Genomic DNA, 17,394 nt, shown 5'->3' on the forward strand with positions numbered 1-17,394 from the left:
CTCCGGCCCCGAGACCTCGAGCCCGACCAGTTCGGAAACTTCGAGCCCAACGGTGAGTGAGACCAGTTCACCGACGTCCACCGATGGCGCGCTGCTCGACGACGCCGCCATCGAAGCGTTCGCGACGAAGCTGGGTTGTGCACGCGAGCGCGCGGTGCCGCCGAAGAGCAGCTGGCTGCTGGCGAAGGGCGTCAAGACCGGGTACGACTGCACCGCGGGCGACATCGAGTACACCGTCATGCGAACGGAGAAGGCCGGGCAGATCGGGCCGGCCCTGGCGGAGATCAAGGTGCGCTGGGCCAAGGGCAAGCCGGTGTCGTACGTCGGGGGCACCAACTGGGCTATCCTCGCCTCCCCGGAGAAGGGCAAGCGCATTCCGGGTCTGACCCAGACCACCGAAGCCCAGAAGAAGGTCGGCGAAGGCAAGGTCACCTGGGCCTGAGGATCGGGGCGCGGGTCAGGACGAGGATCCCGGTTGTGAGCCCGTGGTCAACGTGCCACCCGGTAGCGCACGAACACCGGAGCAGCCAGCGACACCGCCATCACGAGGACGACGGTCAACAGACCGCCGCCTGCGGCGGTCCACGCCGTTCCCAGCCCGACGGCGGCAGCACCGTGCGCGACGTCGGCCAAGCGGGGACCACCGGCGACGACGACGGTGAACACACCTTGGAGGCGGCCACGGACATCATCGGTGGCCGCCTCCTGCAGCATCGTGGTGCGGAATGCGGCGGAGGCCATGTCGGCAGCGCCGGCCACCATCAAGGCACCGACCGCGATCGCCAGCGGTAGACCGGCCGCTCCCCTGCCGAAGGCCACCGCGAGGCCGAACACCGTGATGGCGACGCCCCAGACGACGATCGCCACGACCACAGCCAGCCCTTGGCGCTCGACGCGCGACACCCAGCCCGACAGCACCCCGCCGATGACGGGACCGGCCGGGATCGCGGCGAACAGCAACGCGAAGGCGAACCCGCCACCGTCCGGGCCACCGAAGTCGAGGTGCGCGATCTGTGGGAACAGCACCCGGGGCATGCCGAAGACCATGGCGATGATGTCGACGACGAACGACATGAGCAACACCGTGTGCGCGCGCAGGTAGGCGAATCCTTCGATGACAGAACGGAAACCGGCCTTGGTCGCCTGGCCGATCGCAGGCATGGCAGGCAGGCCGACCACGGCCCACAGCGTCGCGAACAAGGTGATGGTGTCGGCCGCGTAGAGCCAGGAGTAGCCGAGCACCGGGATGAGCAGACCGCCGACCATCGGCCCGGCGATGGCACCGAACTGCATGACCGTCATGTTGAGCGAGTTCGCGGCGGGCAGCTGTTCCAGCGGCACCAGTCGCGGGTAGATCGCCGAGCGCGTCGGCTGGTTCACCGCGAAGAACGCCAGTTGGACGGCGAACAGCACCAGCAACAACCAGACATGGTCGAGCTGTGCTGCGGCTTGCACGAAGAACAGCGCGCTGGTCGCGATGAGGCCGATCGTGGTGATGGTCAGCAGTTTGCGCCGGTCCATGGCATCGGCGAGGGCGCCGCCGTACAGACCGAAGACGATCAGCGGGATGAGGCCGAACAGCCCGGTGAGACCGACATATGCCGAGCTGCCGGTGATCTTGTAGATCTGCGCGGGCACCGCGACCACAGTCAGTTGCGCGCCGATGAGCGTGATGATGTTGGTCCACCACAGCCGTCGGTAAGCCGGGACGCGCAGCGGACGGGTGTCGGCGAACAAGCCGCGGACGCGGGACAGGGCAACCTCCGAGGTACGGACGACGAAGCGCTCGATCCTCCCACTCGCAGCGACCACGGACTGACACCCACCTCTCGCGCTCGGTGTGTGAACGCGCGACAGTCAAGACGTGACGACCGCCGTCCGGCGGCCGCCTCCATCCGCACCACGGAGGTCGGGCATGTCGACCACAGTGCGCGTGCATCGCGGGTACGCCTGCCCCCGACCGGATCGTGATGGTCGGCGGGCAGCGGGTCGGACGCCTGGAAGGCGAGGTCAACGACTACGAGATCACTCCCGGCAGTCATGTCCTCACGGTCCGCCTGGGCTACTTCCAGGAATGCATCCGTTTTCACGCCGAGCCGCAGGTTGGTTCGGAACGGTCAGATGACGCGGGGTGAGTACATGATGATCGCGACACCCACCAGGCAGCAGAGCGCCCCGACCACGTCGTAGCGGTCGGGACGGTAGCCGTCCATCACCATGCCCCAGACCAACGAACCTGCAACGAAGACTCCGCCGTACGCCGCCAGGATCCGTCCGAAGTTCGCGTCCTGCTGCAAGGTCGCGACGAACCCGTAGAGGCCTAACGCGATCACACCGGCTCCGATCCAGAGCCAACCCTGTGCTACCGCACGCCCTGCCAGACGAGCCACGCGCCGCCGATCTCGCAGACTGCGGCAGCCAGGAACAACGCGAGCGAGCGGGCGATCATCATGGCGCCCATTGTTGTCGCAGCCCCTTCGGCTCCGGTCAGGATCGCAGTGCGTGCACGAACACGGGTGCATGTGCACGTTCGTCGAGCGTGCCGCTCCTCGCGAATTCGGCGAGCACAGTGCGCATCGCACGTCCTTCATCGGAGGTTGCATGCCACGCCGGGCCGGACGCACGAACGATGGAATCCCACGCCGGCCCGGGGAAGACGAGCGGGAGATCCGTGGTGTGCGCACCGGCGAGCGGGCCGTTGGCCGGTTTCGAGCGCAGGACGTACCGCCCTGTGTGGCCGCCGGCCGCCGAATGACGCTGGGCGAACCGGCGAGCCGGAGTGCCGTAGATGCGGCTGGTAAGCCGCCGGACGACTCGCTCCCGTACCGCGGGCCGCAGCGGCAGGCGTCCGAGCCGGGGCGGGACGAACAACGCCGCTTCCCGATCGGTGTGGCCGATCAGCAGATCGATCGATGCCGCTGATCGCCGGGCATCGTCCACGTCCCGCTCCTTCGGCAACGGGTCGATGCCGTACTGCGGGCCGAACGGCATCCCGGCCCGCAAGCCGTAACGCAGTGACATCCGCTGCAAGCGGTCGGTGGCAGCCAGGACCTCGTCGACAGACGCGTCCGGCGCAAGGTCCTGCACCTGGCGAGCCATCGCGACGTACATCCGGTCCCGTCTGCTCATCAGACCGAGCGGGGCGCTCATCACGATCGCCCTACGGAAAAGGCCCCGGGTGCCCTCGGCGATCATCAGGTGGGCGACCGAGTCGCCGCCGGCGGACTCCCCGAAAACGGTGACGTGCTGCGGGTCCCCGCCGAAGACCGCGATGTTCTCGTGCACCCAGCGAAGGGCGGTGCGCTGATCGAGCAGACCGAGATTGCCCGGTGCGTCGCCGTGCCGCAGGTAGCCGAAGAGTCCGAGCCGATAGTTGATGCTGACCACGATCAGCCGCTGCTCGACGACCAGGGCGGTCGGGTCGTAGATGGGCAGGTCGCCACCACCGGTCACATAGGAGCCGCCGTGGATCCACACCAGCACCGGCAGCGCGGCATCCGAGCTCGTGCCGGCCGGGACGGTGACCGAGAGGTTGAGACAGTTCTCGTCCGTTCGCGGTCGACCCTCGAGATCGTCCAGCACTTCGTCGATGAGCGGGAACGACACCTGCGGACAGACCGGGGACGGCTCACGTGCATCGAAATCCCGACCGGAGAACGGCACGGGAACGGGCAGACCCCACCGGGAGGCGGACGCGTAAGGAAGGCCGGTCGCCTGCCACACCTTCGGGGTGCCGCGACCCGAGACCTTGCCGCCGGGAATCGTCCAGACCGGGGTGTTCGGGACGCTCATACCGGCGATCGTCGCAGACCGTCGTCGCCGCCCGGGCGGCCAGGGCTACCGAGGCGACAGAACCGTCTCGCCCACCTTCTCCTCATCGTGCAACCAGCGCTGTTCGAGCCACGCCATCGCCATCGGAAGCAGTCCGATCACCACGAGGATGATCACCACTGCCAGGACACCTTCGTCCAAACCCATGTCTCCACGCTCCTCCTTCTGCACCGGCAGTTGGTGAAGGGGCGGCGACAGATCCCGGCATCACCCCTGGGGTTCACGAACGATGCAGCGCGTCGGCGATCGGCACGTCGCCGTCGGTGAATTCGATCTCGCGGCCCGCGACCGTTTCGGGGTCGGCTTCGACGACGGCGGTGATCACATCGGCAACCAACTCACGTGACGTGGACGTCTTGCCGTCGTTCGCCGGGTCGAGCGTCCCGGACGACGGGTCGAGAGTGAGAGTGCTCGGCTTCAGGATCGTCCACTGCAGTTCGGACGCCTTGAGGTGTTCGTCGGCCGCGGCCTTGGCGTCGGCGTACGCGAAGAACGAATTGTCCTCCGGCACACCGTGATCGGGACCGGCACCGAAGTAGGACACCATCACGTACCGCAGCACCCCGGCCTGGCGGGAGGCGTCCATCGATCGGATCGCCGCGTCCCTGTCGACGGCATAGGTGCGATCGGGGTGACCACCGCCGGCTCCTGCGGACCACACGATCACCTGGTGCCCGGTGAGCAGTTCGGCGAGTTCGTCGGTGTCGAGTTGCTCGACATCAGCCACAACCGGTGCGGCGCCGGTCTCGGCGACATCTGCGGCGTGATCGGGATTGCGGATGATCGAGCTGACCTCGTGCCCGGCTGCGGCGAGCTTGTGAGCTGCGAGCAGGGCGATCTTGCCGTGCCCTCCGATGATCGCGATGCGGGTCATGTGCGCCTCCAGGTATCGATCCGTTTCGTGTGCGCTTGCTCGACCCACGGTACGTAGCCCGGCCCGCCGGTTGGCACCTCTCGGCGTTCCAATATAGACAAATGTTGTTTTCTGTTGACTTGTGCACGCTCAGGTGGTTTTCTGGCGTGACCACGACCACGTGAGCCAACTCACACGAGGAGTCAGTCAGCCGTGTACGCAGCCGAGCGCCACCAGCGCATCGTCGACGAGGCCCGCCGTAACGGGCGGGTCGCGGTCGCCGACCTGGCCGATGCTCTCGAGGTCACCACCGAGACGGTGCGACGCGACCTCAGCGTCCTGGAGGACCGCGGCACGCTGCGACGAGTTCATGGCGGAGCGATTCCGGTCGAACGTCTCGAACCGACCCTGGCCGCCCGATCCACCCGCTCGACCGACGAGAAGACCCGGATCGCTGCCCGCGCGTTGGATGAGATCCCTGCCGACGGCACGATCCTGCTCGACAGCGGTTCGACCACCCTCGCGATCGCCGGCCTGCTCCCGGTCGACATATCGCTCACCGTGGTCACCAACTCGGTACAGGCCGCGGCATTGCTCACCGACCGCCCGAACCTCACCCTCCTGCTGCTGGGCGGACGCGTTCGCGGCGTCACCGGCGCAGCCGTCGGTTCCTGGGCGTCGGACCTGTTGGGCGGCCTCACCGTCGATGTCGCCTTCATCGGCACCAACGGCATCAGCACCCGGCGCGGACTGACGACCCCGGACGACGCCGAGGCCGCAGTGAAAACAGCGATGATCGGCGCCGCGACCAGAACCGTCGTCGTGACCGATTCCAGCAAGGTGGGTGTCGACCACCTGCACCGCTTCTCGCCGCTGGACGCCGTCGATCTCGTCATCACCGACTCCGCGCTCGCTGCGGACGACCGCGACGGGTTGGTCGAGGCAGGAACGAAGGTGGCATGCGCATGATCGTCACCCTCACTCCGAACCCCAGCGTGGACCGCACGATGTCCTTCGAGCGCATCGCCCTCGGCGAGGTACAGCGCGCCGCTTCCGGCCGAATCGACCCGGGCGGCAAGGGAATCAACGTCTCCCGTGCCCTCGCCGCCAACGAGACACCGACGCTCGCGGTCCTTCCTGCCGGTGGTCCTGAGGGCCACCTGCTCACCGAACTGCTCGACGCTGCGAGGGTCCCTCATCTCGCCGTGGAGATCGCCGGGTCGGCCCGGATGAACATCGCGGCGGTCGAGCCGGACGGCACCACGACCAAGCTCAACGAAGCGGGTCCACATCTGACGGACGCCGAGGTCAGCGCCCTGTTCGGCGCCACCGCACGGGCGTGCGTGTCCGCCTCCTGGGTGGTCGGTTGTGGCTCGCTACCGCCGGGCGTCCCGACCACGCTGTACGCCGAACTGGTCCGTCGGATGAGCGGACGCGGCGTGAAGGTCGCGATCGATACCTCCGGAGCCCCCTTCCCGTTGGCCGTCGCGGCTCGACCGCACCTGATCAAGCCGAACCATGAGGAACTCGCCGAGCTCGTCGGCCGCCCGCTCAGCACCGTCGGTGACGTCGTGGACGCGGCACGCGAACTGGTCGCGGACGGTGTCGAGACAGTCGTCGTGAGCCTCGGCGCCGACGGCGCGATTGCCGTGACCGCCGACGAACTGGTCTGGGCCGGAGCGAAAATCGCCGACCCGTTGTCGACGGTCGGAGCCGGCGACTGCCTGCTCGCCGGCTTCCTGCACTCGACCGTCGCGGGCGGCGACCTTGAAGCCGCCCTTCGCGAGGGCGTCCGCTGGGGCGCCGCCGCCGTTCGACTACCCGGCAGTCAGGTACCGCACCTCGAAGACCTCACCGACATCGAGGTGCACTCCACTCGCACCCCGCAACTCGACCGCGTCATCTCCTGACGCACCGACGAAAGGACACGTCGTGTCTCTGATCACCGACGAACAGGTCATCCTGGACCTGGGTGGCGACGACCGCCATGAGGCCACGCGCACTCTCGCCGAGACGCTGGTCGCGACCGGTCGCTGCACCGACCTCGATGCGTTCCTCGCCGATGTGCGTGCCCGCGAGGAGAAGATGGCAACCGGCCTGCCCGGCGGCATCGGTATCCCGCATGCCCGTAGCGCGGCGATCACCGAACCATCGCTGGTTTTCGGACGCCCGGTCGAAGGCATCGATTGGGGCGCCAAGGACGGCCCGGCGACCACGATCTTCCTCATCGCCGCTCCCGAGGAGGGCGGTGAGGCGCACATGCAGATGCTGCCCAAGCTGGCGAAAGCGTTGATGGACAAGGAGTTCCGCGCACAGTTGCAGTCGGCGAGGACGAAGTCCGAGGTCGTCGAGCTCGTGAACTCCCGGGTCTCGCTCGACAATGCGCCCGCCAAGCCAGCTGCAGCTTCGACCACCACGGCAGCCGCCGGCGCCACCGCTGCTGCGCCGGCATCGGACAAGACCTGGGACAGGGCATCGGTCCCGGACGAGGTCGAGCCGACCGCATCGGCCGCGGATGCGTCCACCTCCCGGCGGTTCGTCGCGGTGACCTCCTGCCCGACCGGCATCGCCCACACCTACATGGCCGCCGAGGCACTGGAGAATGCAGCGCGCGAGGCGGGGCACTCGATCACCGTGGAGACACAGGGATCCGCCGGATCGACGCCGCTCACCGCACGCCAGATCGCCGAGGCGGACGCCGTGATCTTCGCTCACGACGTCGAGGTGCGCGACAAGCAGCGCTTCGCCGGTAAGCCGACGGTCGATGTCGGGGTGAAGAAGGCGATCAGCGACGCCCCTGCCCTGCTGGCGCAGGCCGGACGGCTCGCGGACGAGTGGAGGAAGGATCCTTCGCGCGCCCAGGCGACGCCGGCGTCCGTCATGGACGACGAGCCCGAGAGCGAGGGCCTCGGCACGCGGCTGCGCAAGTGGCTGATGACCGGTGTGTCGTACATGATCCCGTTCGTCGCGGCCGGCGGAATCCTCATCGCGCTCGGCTTCATGCTCGCCCAGATCTTCGGCGGTGAGACCGGCGCGATCGACGTCACGAAGAACTTCACGCTCGACCCGACGGCCGATGCCAAGACGATCACCGTCCTGCAGAACTCGTTCAACCCGCTCGACGGGATGCACTGGGCTGCACTGCTTTTCCTCATCGGTGGAGCAGCGTTCGGGTTCCTCGTCCCGATCCTGTCCGGCTACATCGCGTACGCGATCGCCGACCGTCCGGGTCTGGTGCCCGGCATCGTCGGCGGTGCCGTGGCGGTCACCATGCAGGCCGGCTTCCTCGGCGGCATCGCGACCGGCCTGCTCGGTGGCCTGATCGCCAAGTGGATCTCCGGTTGGAATGTGCACAAGAACGTCCGTGGCGTGATGCCCGTCGTGGTGATCCCGCTGCTGTCGACCCTGCTCACCGTCGGGTTGCTGATCACCGTGCTCGGCCGGCCGATCAAGTGGCTGTCCGACCAGTTGGCCGAGGGGCTGAACAGCATGTCGGGCACCAGCGCGGTCCTGCTCGGCTTGATCGTCGGCGCGATGATGGGCTTCGACCTCGGCGGCCCGGTGAACAAGGTGGCGTACGCCTTCGCGACCACCGGGCTGTCCGCAGCCGGCACCGCAACCGATGCCCCGCAACTGAAGATCATGGCCGCGGTCATGGCCGCCGGAATGGTCGCGCCGCTCGGTCTGGCACTGGCCACCACCATCCGGCCCAAGCTGTTCACCGAGCCCGAGCGGGAGAACGGCAAGGCCGCGTGGCTGCTCGGCGCCTCGTTCATCTCCGAGGGAGCCATCCCCTTCGCGGCCGCCGACCCGTGGCGCGTGATCGTGTCCTCACTCGTCGGTTCGGGCGTGACCGGGGCATTGACCATGGCCTTCGGTGCCACGCTCCGCGCACCGCACGGCGGGATCTGGGTGCTCCCCCTCATCGGCAACTTCGCCCTGTTCCTCGTGGCACTCGCCGCCGGCGTGCTGGTGATGACGGCCCTGGTCGTCACCCTCAAGCAGGCCGCCGCGAACAAGACCACCACCACGACCGAGGCACCCGTCCCCGCTGCCTGATCCCCTCGGGCAGACTCGAACCACCACGAAGAAGGAGTCATTCACATGGCACAGCGCACCGTCACCATCGCCTCCAAGGTCGGGCTGCACGCCCGCCCCGCGGCCCTGTTCGTCCAGGCGGCGTCCGAGACCGGACTGGACGTCCAGATCGCCAAGCCGGGCGAGGACCCGGTCGACGCGACCAGCATCCTGGGGGTCATGGCGCTCGGCGCCAGGCACGGCGAAGAGGTCGAGCTGACCGCCGAAGGCGACGGCGCCGACGAGGCACTCGACTCGCTCGTCGACCTGCTCTCGCGCGACCTCGACGCGGAATGAGTTGATGGCGGTGGAGAACAGGATTCTGCAAGGGATCGGCGTCAGCCCCGGATCCGCCTACGCCCCGGCGGTCCTCGTCGCTCCCCCGGTGCAGGCACCGGCCGATGAGCCGGCACCGAGTGACGCCAACTCGGCACTGCTCGAGGTCAAGGCCGCCTTCGAATCGGTCGCGACCGAGTTGGACGCCCGCGCCGCAGCGGCGCCGAAGACGGCCGCGCAGATCCTGTCCGCCACCGCCCTCATCGCCCGCGACAAGGGCCTGCACAAGGCGGCCGGCAAGCACCTCGCGGGCGGAAACGGCCCCGCGAACGCGGTGCACCTCGCAGTCGAGGAGTACGTCCTTCAGTTCGAAGCGCTGGGCGATTACTTCGCCGAGCGGGTCACCGATCTGCGTGACGTCGGCGCCCGGGCCATCTCGGTGTTGCTCGGCCTACCGGCGCCGGGCGTTCCGACGTTGGCCCAGCGCTCGATCGTCGTCGCGCTGGATCTGGCTCCGGTCGACACCGCCGTGCTCGACAAGGCGCTCGTTGCCGGCATCGTCACCCAGGCGGGCGGTCGCAACAGCCACACCGCGATTCTCGCCGCTCAGATGGGCATCCCCGCCGTCGTTCACTGTGCCGGAGCGCTCGACATCGAGATCGGTACTGCGCTGTCCATCGACGGAGACACCGGCGAGGTACTCATCGACCCGGAACCGGAAATCGTTGCGGCTCTTGCAGATCGCGACGCCAAGCGGGCCGATGTGCTGTCGTCCTCGACCGGTACCGGCAGCACATCCGACGGTCACGCGGTCGCCCTGCTCGCAAACATCGGCGGGGTGGACGACGCCGTCGCCGCGGCTGCCACCGACGTCGAGGGGGTGGGTCTGTTCCGCACCGAGTTCGTCTTCCTGTCGGCGAAGAAGGCGCCCATGCTGCAGGAGCAGACCGACATCTACACCAAGGTCTTCGAACCCTTCGGGCACGACCGTCGGATCGTGGTCCGGACGCTGGACGCGGGTGCCGACAAGCCGCTCGCTTTCGCCGACCTCGGCGAGGAGGAGAACCCTGCTCTCGGCCGTCGTGGCCTGCGCCTGTCACAAGCACGTCCGGAGCTGCTGCAGACCCAGCTCGAGGCACTCGGTGCTGCGGCGTCGGCTACCGGCGCGGACGTTCGGGTGATGGCCCCGATGGTGGCCACCCTCGACGAGGCGTCGTGGTTCGCCGAGCAGGTCGCGGCTGCGGGCCTGCCCACGTCGGGCGTGATGATCGAGGTGCCGGCAGCGGCCCTGTCGGCTCGGCATGTGCTCGGTCCGGTCGATTTCGGCAGCCTGGGCACCAACGACCTGGCGCAGTACACGATGGCGGCCGACCGGATGGAGGGTGCGCTCTCCGATCTGCTTGATCCGTGGCAACCGGCCGTGCTCTCGGTGATCAAGGCTGCCTGCGACGGAGCCGCCGAGCTCGCAAAGCCCATCGGCGTGTGCGGTGAATCCGGCGGTGACCCGTTGATGGCGCTCGTGCTGACCGGCATGGGTGTCGGGTCGTTGTCGATGGCGCCGTCGAAGGTCGCGATCGTTCGCTTCGCGCTGTCGCGTCATTCTCTGCAGGAGTGTCGGCGCCTGGCTGCGCTGGCACTGTCGGCACCCACAGCCGCCGATGCGCTGGACGCCGTCCGTACTGCTGCCGACGCCGAGCTCGTCGCGATCCTCTGACCAGCGGCGTTCAGTCGACCCAGACCCGCGCATTACGGAACATCCGCGACCACGGGCTCGCCTGTCCGATCGGGCCGTCGGTCCAGCTGAGCTGCACGTTGCGCTGCACGCGTTCGGGGTGCGGCATCATCGCGGTGAACCGGCCGTCCGGGGTCGTCACCGCAGTCAGTCCGTCCGGAGAACCGTTGGGGTTCAACGGATATGCGCTGGCCGGTTGTCCGTTACCGTCAACGTATCGAGCAGCCCGGTGCACGCGGCTCTCGTCACCACGCAGATCGAAGTTCGCGAAACCCTCCCCGTGCGCCACGGCGATCGGCAGCCGCGAACCCGCCATCCCCGCGAAGAAGATGGACGGCGAGTCCAGTACCTCGACCTGTGAGAGGCGAGCCTCGTACTGCTCCGACCTGTTGCGGGTGAACCGCGGCCACGCCTGCGCTCCCGGAATGAGGTCGGCCAGCGCGGCGAACATCTGACAGCCGTTGCAGATGCCGAGACCGAAAGTGTCCTCGCGGTGGAAGAACGTCGAGAACGCCTCTGTCAGAGCCGGATTGAACAACACCGAACGCGCCCAACCTTCACCGGCGCCGAGGGTGTCTCCGTAGGAGAACCCGCCGCAGGCGACCAGGCCGACGGCGTCCGCGAGGTCGAACCGTCCGGCCTGCAGGTCGGTCATGTGCACGTCGTACGCCTCGAACCCGGCCCGGTCGAACGCGAACGCGGTCTCGACATGGCTGTTGACTCCCTGCTCGCGCAGGATCGCGACCTTGGGACGTGCACCGAGGTTGAGATAGGGCCCGGCGACATCGTCGGCCGGGTCGAAACTCGGGGCGACGACCAGACCCGGGACGTCGGTGCCGACCGCCGAGTGCTCGGAGTCGGCGCACTCCGGGTTGTCACGCAGCGACGCAATACGCCACGACACCTCGTCCCACGCCTGTGCGAGGTCCGACAGAGGTTCGTCGACGGCGGACCGACCGGCGATCTTCACCCGGATTCGCTTGTCGGAGTTCGGCTTTCCGATCACTGTGACCTCGCCGCACCCCGCGAGAGCAGCGAGCGCCTCGTCGACCTGCGCGGAGGGCACCTCGACGATCGCACCGAGCTCCTCGGTGAACAACGCCTGAATGCTGGCAACCTCGAGGTCGACACCGGTGTTGCCGGCGAACGCCATCTCAGTGGCAGTCGTCCACAACCCACCGTCGGAGCGGTCGTGGTAGCTGAGCGCAATTCCGCTCGCGCGCAGCGCGTTCACGCCATCGACGAGAGCGACCAGTCGCGCGGGGTCGTCGAGATCGGGCACCTCCCCGCCGAACTCAGCATTGACCTGAGCCAGTATCGAACCGCCGAGCCGGTTTCGGCCGGCACCGAGGTCGACTGCCAGGAGTGTGGTGTCACCGCCGCGCAGCTGCGGGGTGAGCGTGCCGGTGACGTCGGACAGGGACGCGAAAGCCGACACGACGAGCGTCACGGGCGAGGTGACCTGCTTGTCGTCCCACTTGGTGCGCATCGACAGGGAGTCCTTGCCCACCGGCACCGAAACGCCGAGCGCGGGGCACAGTTCCATGGCGACCGCGTGGACGGTGTCGAACAGCGCCGCGTCCTCGCCGTCCTCGCCGCAGGCCGCCATCCAGTTGCACGACAGCTTCACGCCGGACAGCGTGATCGGAGCGGCGACGAGGTTGGTGATCGCCTCACCGACGGCCATGCGGCCGGATGCCGGACCGTCGACCGCTGCCAACGGCGACCGTTCGCCGCTGCTCATCGCCTGTCCGGCGAGGCCGACGAAATCGGACAGCGTGACCGCGACATCGGCCACCGGCACCTGCCACGGACCCACCATCTGGTCGCGGTGAGTCAGACCGCCGACCGTGCGGTCACCGATCGTGATGAGGAAACGCTTCGAGGCGACGGACGGGTGACGAAGCACCGCGTAGGCCGACTCGCGCAGGTCGATCCTCGACACGTCGAGCGGCGCCGTCGAACGCTCCACCCGGCGGACGTCGCGGGTCATCCTCGGCGGTTTGCCGAGCAGCACCTCCATCGGCATGTCGATGGGGTGGTCGTCGCTCTCGCCCGCGAGCACCAGTTGCGCATCGTCCTTCGCCACGCCGACCACGGCAAAAGGGCAGCGCTCGCGTTCGCAGAGCGCAGCGAACTGGTCCAACGAATCTTCCTGCAGCGCAATGACATAGCGCTCTTGGGACTCGTTGCACCAGATCTCCTTCGGCGCGAGCCCGGACTCCTCCAGGGGCACCGCCGACAGATCGAAGCGGGCACCGAGGGCCGCGCCGTCGACGAGTTCGGGGAAGGCATTGGACAGTCCGCCGGCCCCCACATCGTGGATGGCGAGCACCGGGTTCTGCTCGCCCATCGCCCAGCAGTGGTTGATGACCTCCTGCGCGCGCCGCTCGATCTCGGGGTTGCCGCGTTGCACGGAGTCGAAGTCGAGTTCGGCAGCGTTGGTGCCCGAAGCCATCGACGATGCCGCGCCACCGCCCATTCCGATCCGCATCCCGGGGCCTCCGAGCTGAACGAGCAGCGTTCCCGCGGGGAAGATGATCTTCTCGGTCTGGTTCGCGCTGATCGCCCCGAGGCCGCCCGCACTCATGATCGGCTTGTGATAGCCGCGGCGCACCCCGTCGACGGTCTGCTCGTAGACGCGGAAGAAACCGCCGAGGCCCGGCCGCCCGAACTCGTTGTTGAAGGCTGCCGCGCCGATTGGCCCCTCGATCATGATGTCGAGCGGGGACGCGATGTGTTCGGGTGCGCCGTAATCCTCGTCCTCCCAGTTTTCCTGAGTGCCAGGAAGATTCAGGTTCGAGACCATGAATCCGGTGAGGCCGGCCTTGGGTGCGGAGCCGCGGCCGGTCGCGCCTTCGTCGCGAATCTCGCCGCCAGCGCCGGTGGCCGCACCGGGGAACGGGCTGATCGCGGTCGGGTGGTTGTGCGTCTCGACCTTCATCAGTACGTGTACCTCGTCCGGGTGCTCGCCGTAGGGGGACGGTCCGGTCTGCTCGGCGGGCATCCACCGTGTGACCGGCCCACCGGCCATCACCGAGGCGTTGTCCTTGTACGCGACGACGGTGCCCTCGCCCGCGACGGCCTCGGTGTACCGGATCATCCCGAACAGCGACTGGGTCTGTACTTCGCCGTCGACCACGAAATCGGCGTTGAAGATCTTGTGGCGGCAGTGCTCGGAGTTCGCCTGTGCGAACATCATGAGTTCGACATCGCTGGGGTTGCGGGAGAGCCCGGTGAACGCCTCGACCAGGTAGTCGATCTCGTCGCCGGAGAGGGCAAGACCGAAACGTGCATCGGCCTCCTCGATCGCCCCGCGCCCGCGACCCAGAACGTCGATGCGTTCCATCGGCTCGGGGTCGCGCTCGTCGAACAGGTGCGCCGCTGCGTCGTGATCGGCGAACGCCGTCTCGGTCATCCGGTCGTGCAGGACGGCAGCGGCCGCGTCCCAGTCGTCGACCTCACCGGTGAGCACAAACTCCGTCGCACGCTCGACACGATGCACTTCGATGCCGCAGTTGTGGACGATGTCGGTCGCCTTGGACGCCCACGGCGAGATCGTGCCGAGCCGCGGCGTCACCACGACCAGGGTGCCCTCGGTCGGGCCCTCGTAGGCGTCGCCGTAGGTGAGGATCCGGGTGAGGGAGTCGCGGGTGAGATCGTCGAGTTCACGGGTGCTCGCGACCCAGTGCACGTACCGGGCATCGACCCCGGTGACATTCGGCTGCACCTGCTGCAAGCGCGTCAGCAGCGCTCGGGCCCGGAAGCCGGAGAGGGCGGAGCCGCCTGGGACGTGGGTCAGGACGAAGTGCGACGAAGCCATGAACGAGGGCATCTCCAGAGGCGACCGGCAGGAGCCTCCAGCCTATCGACCACGCATCGCGTGACCGCCCGGGCCACCACCCGTCCCCTCTGCGCCGACCAAAGCGCTTGGGCAAAGAGGCCGTCGTGACGGACAAGGAGATCAACGGATTCATCGCCAACCGCATCCTCGACGCCATCCGGGACGAGGCCCTGTTCCTGCTCGGGGGCGGTTATGCGTCGATCACCGACATCGCCGCCGCCTGCCGTACCGCGCTCGGCCACCCGAGGGGCCCGTTCGAGCTGCAGGACATGAGCGGCGTCCCGTTCCGGATCGAGGATTCCAGCCCGCAGATCTGTCAGACCCTCGCCGACTGGGCCGAGCGCTTCGCCCAAGGCAGCGCGTGAGTCTCAGCGGAAGGCCGCGACACCGGTCAGCGCCTGACCGATCATCAGCTGGTGCACCTCTGAGGTGCCCTCGTAGGTGAGCACCGATTCCAGGTTGTTGGCGTGGCGCAGGACCGGGTACTCGAGCGTGATTCCGTTGGCCCCCAGCAGGGTTCGGCACTCCCGAGCGATCTGAATGGCTTCCCGGACGTTGTTGAGCTTGCCGAGGCTGATCTGCTCGGGGCGCACACCGCCGTTGTCCTTCAGCGAACCGAGGTGCAGCGCGAGCAGCATCGCCTTGCCCCATTCGAGCGTCATGTCGGCGAGCTTGGTCTGGGTGATCTGGTAGCCGGCGAGCGGCTTGTCGAAGATCTCGCGGTCGCCGACGTAGGAGATCGCCGCTTCGATGCAGTCACGCGCGGCACCGACCGCGCCGAACACGATGCCGAATCGAGCCTCGTTCAGACACGACAGCGGACCGGACAGACCTGCTGCTTCGGGCAACATCGCCGAGTCAGGCAGACGCACGTTCTCCAGCACGATCTCACCCGTCACCGATGCACGCAGCGACAGCTTCTTCTTGATCTCCGGAGCGCTGAATCCCGGCGTGTCCGTGGGCACCACGAAGCCGCGGATCTCCTTGCTCGATTCCCCGGTCTGCGCCCAGACCACGGCGACATCCGCCACCGGTGCGTTCGTGATCCACATCTTCGAGCCGTTCAACACCCAGTCGTCACCGTCGCGACGGGCCCGCGTCCGCATGCCTGCGGGGTTGGAACCGAAGTCGGGCTCGGTCAACCCGAAGCAACCGATTGCGTCCCCGGCCGCCATGCGCGGCAGCCACTCCTGCTTCTGCTCCTCGCTGCCGAACCGCCAGATGGCGAACATCGCGAGCGAGCCCTGCACCGACACCAGCGACCGAATACCAGAGTCGGCCGCTTCGAGTTCGACGCAGGCCAGGCCGTACGCGGTCGCGGACGTTCCGGCACACCCGTACCCCTCCAGGTGCATGCCGAGCAGCCCCATCTCCCCGAGCTTCGGCGCGAGTTCCTTGACCGGGACGGTGCCGGCTTCGTACCAGTCCTGCAGGTGCGGGCGAACTTCGGCGTCGAGCAGCTTGCGGACGGCCGCGGACATGTCACGGTCGTCGGATTCGATCAGCGTGTCGATGCCGAACAACTGCATCGGGCTCTGGGTTGCCATGGGGGTGGGACCTTTCAGCTGGTGAATGCGTTGATGCCGGTCTCGGCGCGGCCGATGAGCAGTTTCTGGATCTGGGAAGTGCCTTCGTAGAGCGTCATCACGCGGGCGTCCCGCAGGTACTTCTGCACGGGGTACTCGTCGATGTAGCCGTAGCCACCGAACGCCTGGATGGCGAGATTGGCCGACTTCACGGCCGTCTCGGACGCGAACAGCTTCGCCTTCGAGGCTTCCACCTTGAAGGGTTCGCCCTTCTCCAACAGGTCGGCCGCGCGCCAGGTCAGCAGGCGGGCCGCATCGGTGTCGACGCTGATGTCGGCGATCATCTCCTGCACCAGTTGGTAGGAGGCGATGACCTTGCCGAACTGCTTGCGCTCGGTCGTGTAGTTCACGACCTCGTCGAGGCAGCCGGCCGCGATTCCGACACACCCGGCAGCGACCGAGACCCGACCCTTGTCCAGGGCCGACATCGCGATCGACATTCCCTTGCCCTCGTCACCCAGCCGGGCGGAGGAGGGCACCCGTACCTCGTCCAGGAAGATCTCCGCGGTCGCCTGACCGCGCAGACCGAGCTTGCCCTTGATCTCGCGGCGCTCGAATCCGGGCGAATTCGTCGGCACCAGGAAGGCACTGATGCCCTTCGGCCCGTCCGGGCTGGTGCGCGCGAACACGAGGCAGACGTCCGCCCAGGTGCCGTTGGTGATGAAGATCTTCTGTCCGCGCAGCAGGTAGTCGTCGCCGTCCTTGACCGCCTTCGTCTTCAGCGAGCCGGGGTCGGACCCGTTGTCGGGTTCGGTCAGTCCGAAGCAGCCGATCGATTCACCGGTGACGATGCGGCGCAGCCAGTGCTGCTTCTGCTCCTCGGTGCCGTAATCGAGAATCGGCTTGCCGCACAATCCCATCGACACCGACACGAGTCCACGCACGGACGAGTCAGCACGACCGAGTTCCTCCATGCCCAGGCAGTAGGTGATCCAGTCGCCGCCGATGCCGCCGTACTCCTCCGGGACGGTCAGCCCGAGGAAGCCGATCTCCGCGAGCTTGGGCACCAGAGCGAGATCGATCGACTCGGCGCGGTCCCAGTCACGCCGGTAGGGCAGGACCTCCTTGGCGAGGAACTCACGGGCCACCTGCTGGAAGCCACGCTGTTCGTCGTCGAGGGTCAGATCCACCATCACGTCCCGCTCTCTGAGAACCACCCGGGCAATGTCTGGATCCTGCCACCTCAAGGGATGAA

14 protein-coding genes and 1 pseudogene are annotated in these 17,394 nt (G+C 67.8%); 7 read left to right on the forward strand and 8 right to left on the reverse strand.

Going from position 1 to position 17,394, the window contains the following annotated elements; translation table 11 throughout:
* Positions 1-52: 52 nt before the first annotated feature.
* Positions 53-442: a hypothetical protein gene (locus tag FB459_RS00120; RefSeq protein WP_129624699.1), complete on the forward strand. Its 390-nt coding sequence runs from the start codon at positions 53-55 to the stop codon at positions 440-442.
* A gap of 47 nt (positions 443-489) precedes the next feature.
* On the opposite strand, the gene FB459_RS00125 is transcribed toward FB459_RS00120, so the two are convergent.
* The 5 genes and pseudogenes from FB459_RS00125 to FB459_RS00140 form a co-directional block, all read right to left on the reverse strand.
* A complete protein-coding gene (locus tag FB459_RS00125) occupies positions 490-1,812 on the reverse strand; it encodes an MFS transporter (RefSeq protein WP_246092242.1) in 1,323 nt (440 codons plus the stop codon).
* A gap of 305 nt (positions 1,813-2,117) precedes the next feature.
* Positions 2,118-2,452, reverse strand: a pseudogene (locus FB459_RS00130) (YnfA family protein).
* Between the two features lie 35 nt (positions 2,453-2,487).
* The gene (locus FB459_RS00135; RefSeq protein WP_141927008.1) at positions 2,488-3,792 is read right to left on the reverse strand and encodes a carboxylesterase family protein; all 1,305 of its coding nucleotides are present in this window, start codon (positions 3,790-3,792) and stop codon (positions 2,488-2,490) included.
* A 45-nt stretch (positions 3,793-3,837) separates the two neighbouring features.
* The gene (locus FB459_RS17005; protein WP_170221622.1) at positions 3,838-3,978 is read right to left on the reverse strand and encodes a hypothetical protein; all 141 of its coding nucleotides are present in this window, start codon (positions 3,976-3,978) and stop codon (positions 3,838-3,840) included.
* A gap of 73 nt (positions 3,979-4,051) precedes the next feature.
* A complete protein-coding gene (locus tag FB459_RS00140; RefSeq protein WP_141927009.1) occupies positions 4,052-4,705 on the reverse strand; it encodes an NAD(P)H-binding protein in 654 nt (217 codons plus the stop codon).
* A 192-nt stretch (positions 4,706-4,897) separates the two neighbouring features.
* Here FB459_RS00140 and FB459_RS00145 point away from each other — a divergent pair, with 192 nt between their 5' ends.
* The 5 genes from FB459_RS00145 to ptsP are packed head-to-tail and all read left to right on the forward strand — an operon-like array spanning position 4,898 to position 10,751.
* The gene (locus FB459_RS00145; RefSeq protein ID WP_141927010.1) at positions 4,898-5,653 is read left to right on the forward strand and encodes a DeoR/GlpR family DNA-binding transcription regulator; all 756 of its coding nucleotides are present in this window, start codon (positions 4,898-4,900) and stop codon (positions 5,651-5,653) included.
* The gene (pfkB, locus tag FB459_RS00150) at positions 5,650-6,594 is read left to right on the forward strand and encodes a 1-phosphofructokinase (protein ID WP_141927011.1); all 945 of its coding nucleotides are present in this window, start codon (positions 5,650-5,652) and stop codon (positions 6,592-6,594) included. Before FB459_RS00145 ends, pfkB begins: the two co-directional genes overlap by 4 nt.
* 22 nt (positions 6,595-6,616) lie before the next feature.
* On the forward strand, positions 6,617-8,743 hold the full coding sequence (locus tag FB459_RS17980) for a PTS fructose transporter subunit IIABC (protein WP_141927012.1): 2,127 nt from the start codon (positions 6,617-6,619) through the stop codon (positions 8,741-8,743).
* 45 nt (positions 8,744-8,788) lie between these two features.
* Positions 8,789-9,058, forward strand: coding sequence for an HPr family phosphocarrier protein (locus FB459_RS00160; protein WP_141927013.1), 270 nt, complete (start codon positions 8,789-8,791; stop codon positions 9,056-9,058).
* Between the two features lie 4 nt (positions 9,059-9,062).
* Positions 9,063-10,751, forward strand: coding sequence for a phosphoenolpyruvate--protein phosphotransferase (ptsP, locus tag FB459_RS00165; RefSeq protein ID WP_141927014.1), 1,689 nt, complete (start codon positions 9,063-9,065; stop codon positions 10,749-10,751).
* Between the two features lie 10 nt (positions 10,752-10,761).
* Here ptsP and purL read toward each other — a convergent pair whose 3' ends face one another.
* On the reverse strand, positions 10,762-14,592 hold the full coding sequence (purL, locus tag FB459_RS00170) for a phosphoribosylformylglycinamidine synthase (protein WP_141927015.1): 3,831 nt from the start codon (positions 14,590-14,592) through the stop codon (positions 10,762-10,764).
* 125 nt (positions 14,593-14,717) lie between these two features.
* Here purL and FB459_RS00175 point away from each other — a divergent pair, with 125 nt between their 5' ends.
* Complete coding sequence (locus FB459_RS00175) at positions 14,718-14,978, forward strand: 3-hydroxyacyl-CoA dehydrogenase family protein (RefSeq protein ID WP_246092243.1); 261 nt, start codon at positions 14,718-14,720, stop codon at positions 14,976-14,978.
* Positions 14,979-14,981: 3 nt separating this feature from the next.
* Here FB459_RS00175 and FB459_RS00180 read toward each other — a convergent pair whose 3' ends face one another.
* Together FB459_RS00180 and FB459_RS00185 are read right to left on the reverse strand one after the other, a co-directional pair.
* A complete protein-coding gene (locus tag FB459_RS00180; protein WP_141927017.1) occupies positions 14,982-16,160 on the reverse strand; it encodes an acyl-CoA dehydrogenase family protein in 1,179 nt (392 codons plus the stop codon).
* Between the two features lie 14 nt (positions 16,161-16,174).
* Entirely contained in the window at positions 16,175-17,332 is a 1,158-nt protein-coding gene (locus FB459_RS00185) for an acyl-CoA dehydrogenase family protein (protein ID WP_141929340.1), read from the reverse strand.
* Positions 17,333-17,394: the final 62 nt, after the last annotated feature.

The sequence above is a fragment of the Yimella lutea genome (genome assembly GCF_006715095.1).
GTDB classification, from domain to species: domain Bacteria; phylum Actinomycetota; class Actinomycetes; order Actinomycetales; family Dermatophilaceae; genus Yimella; species Yimella lutea.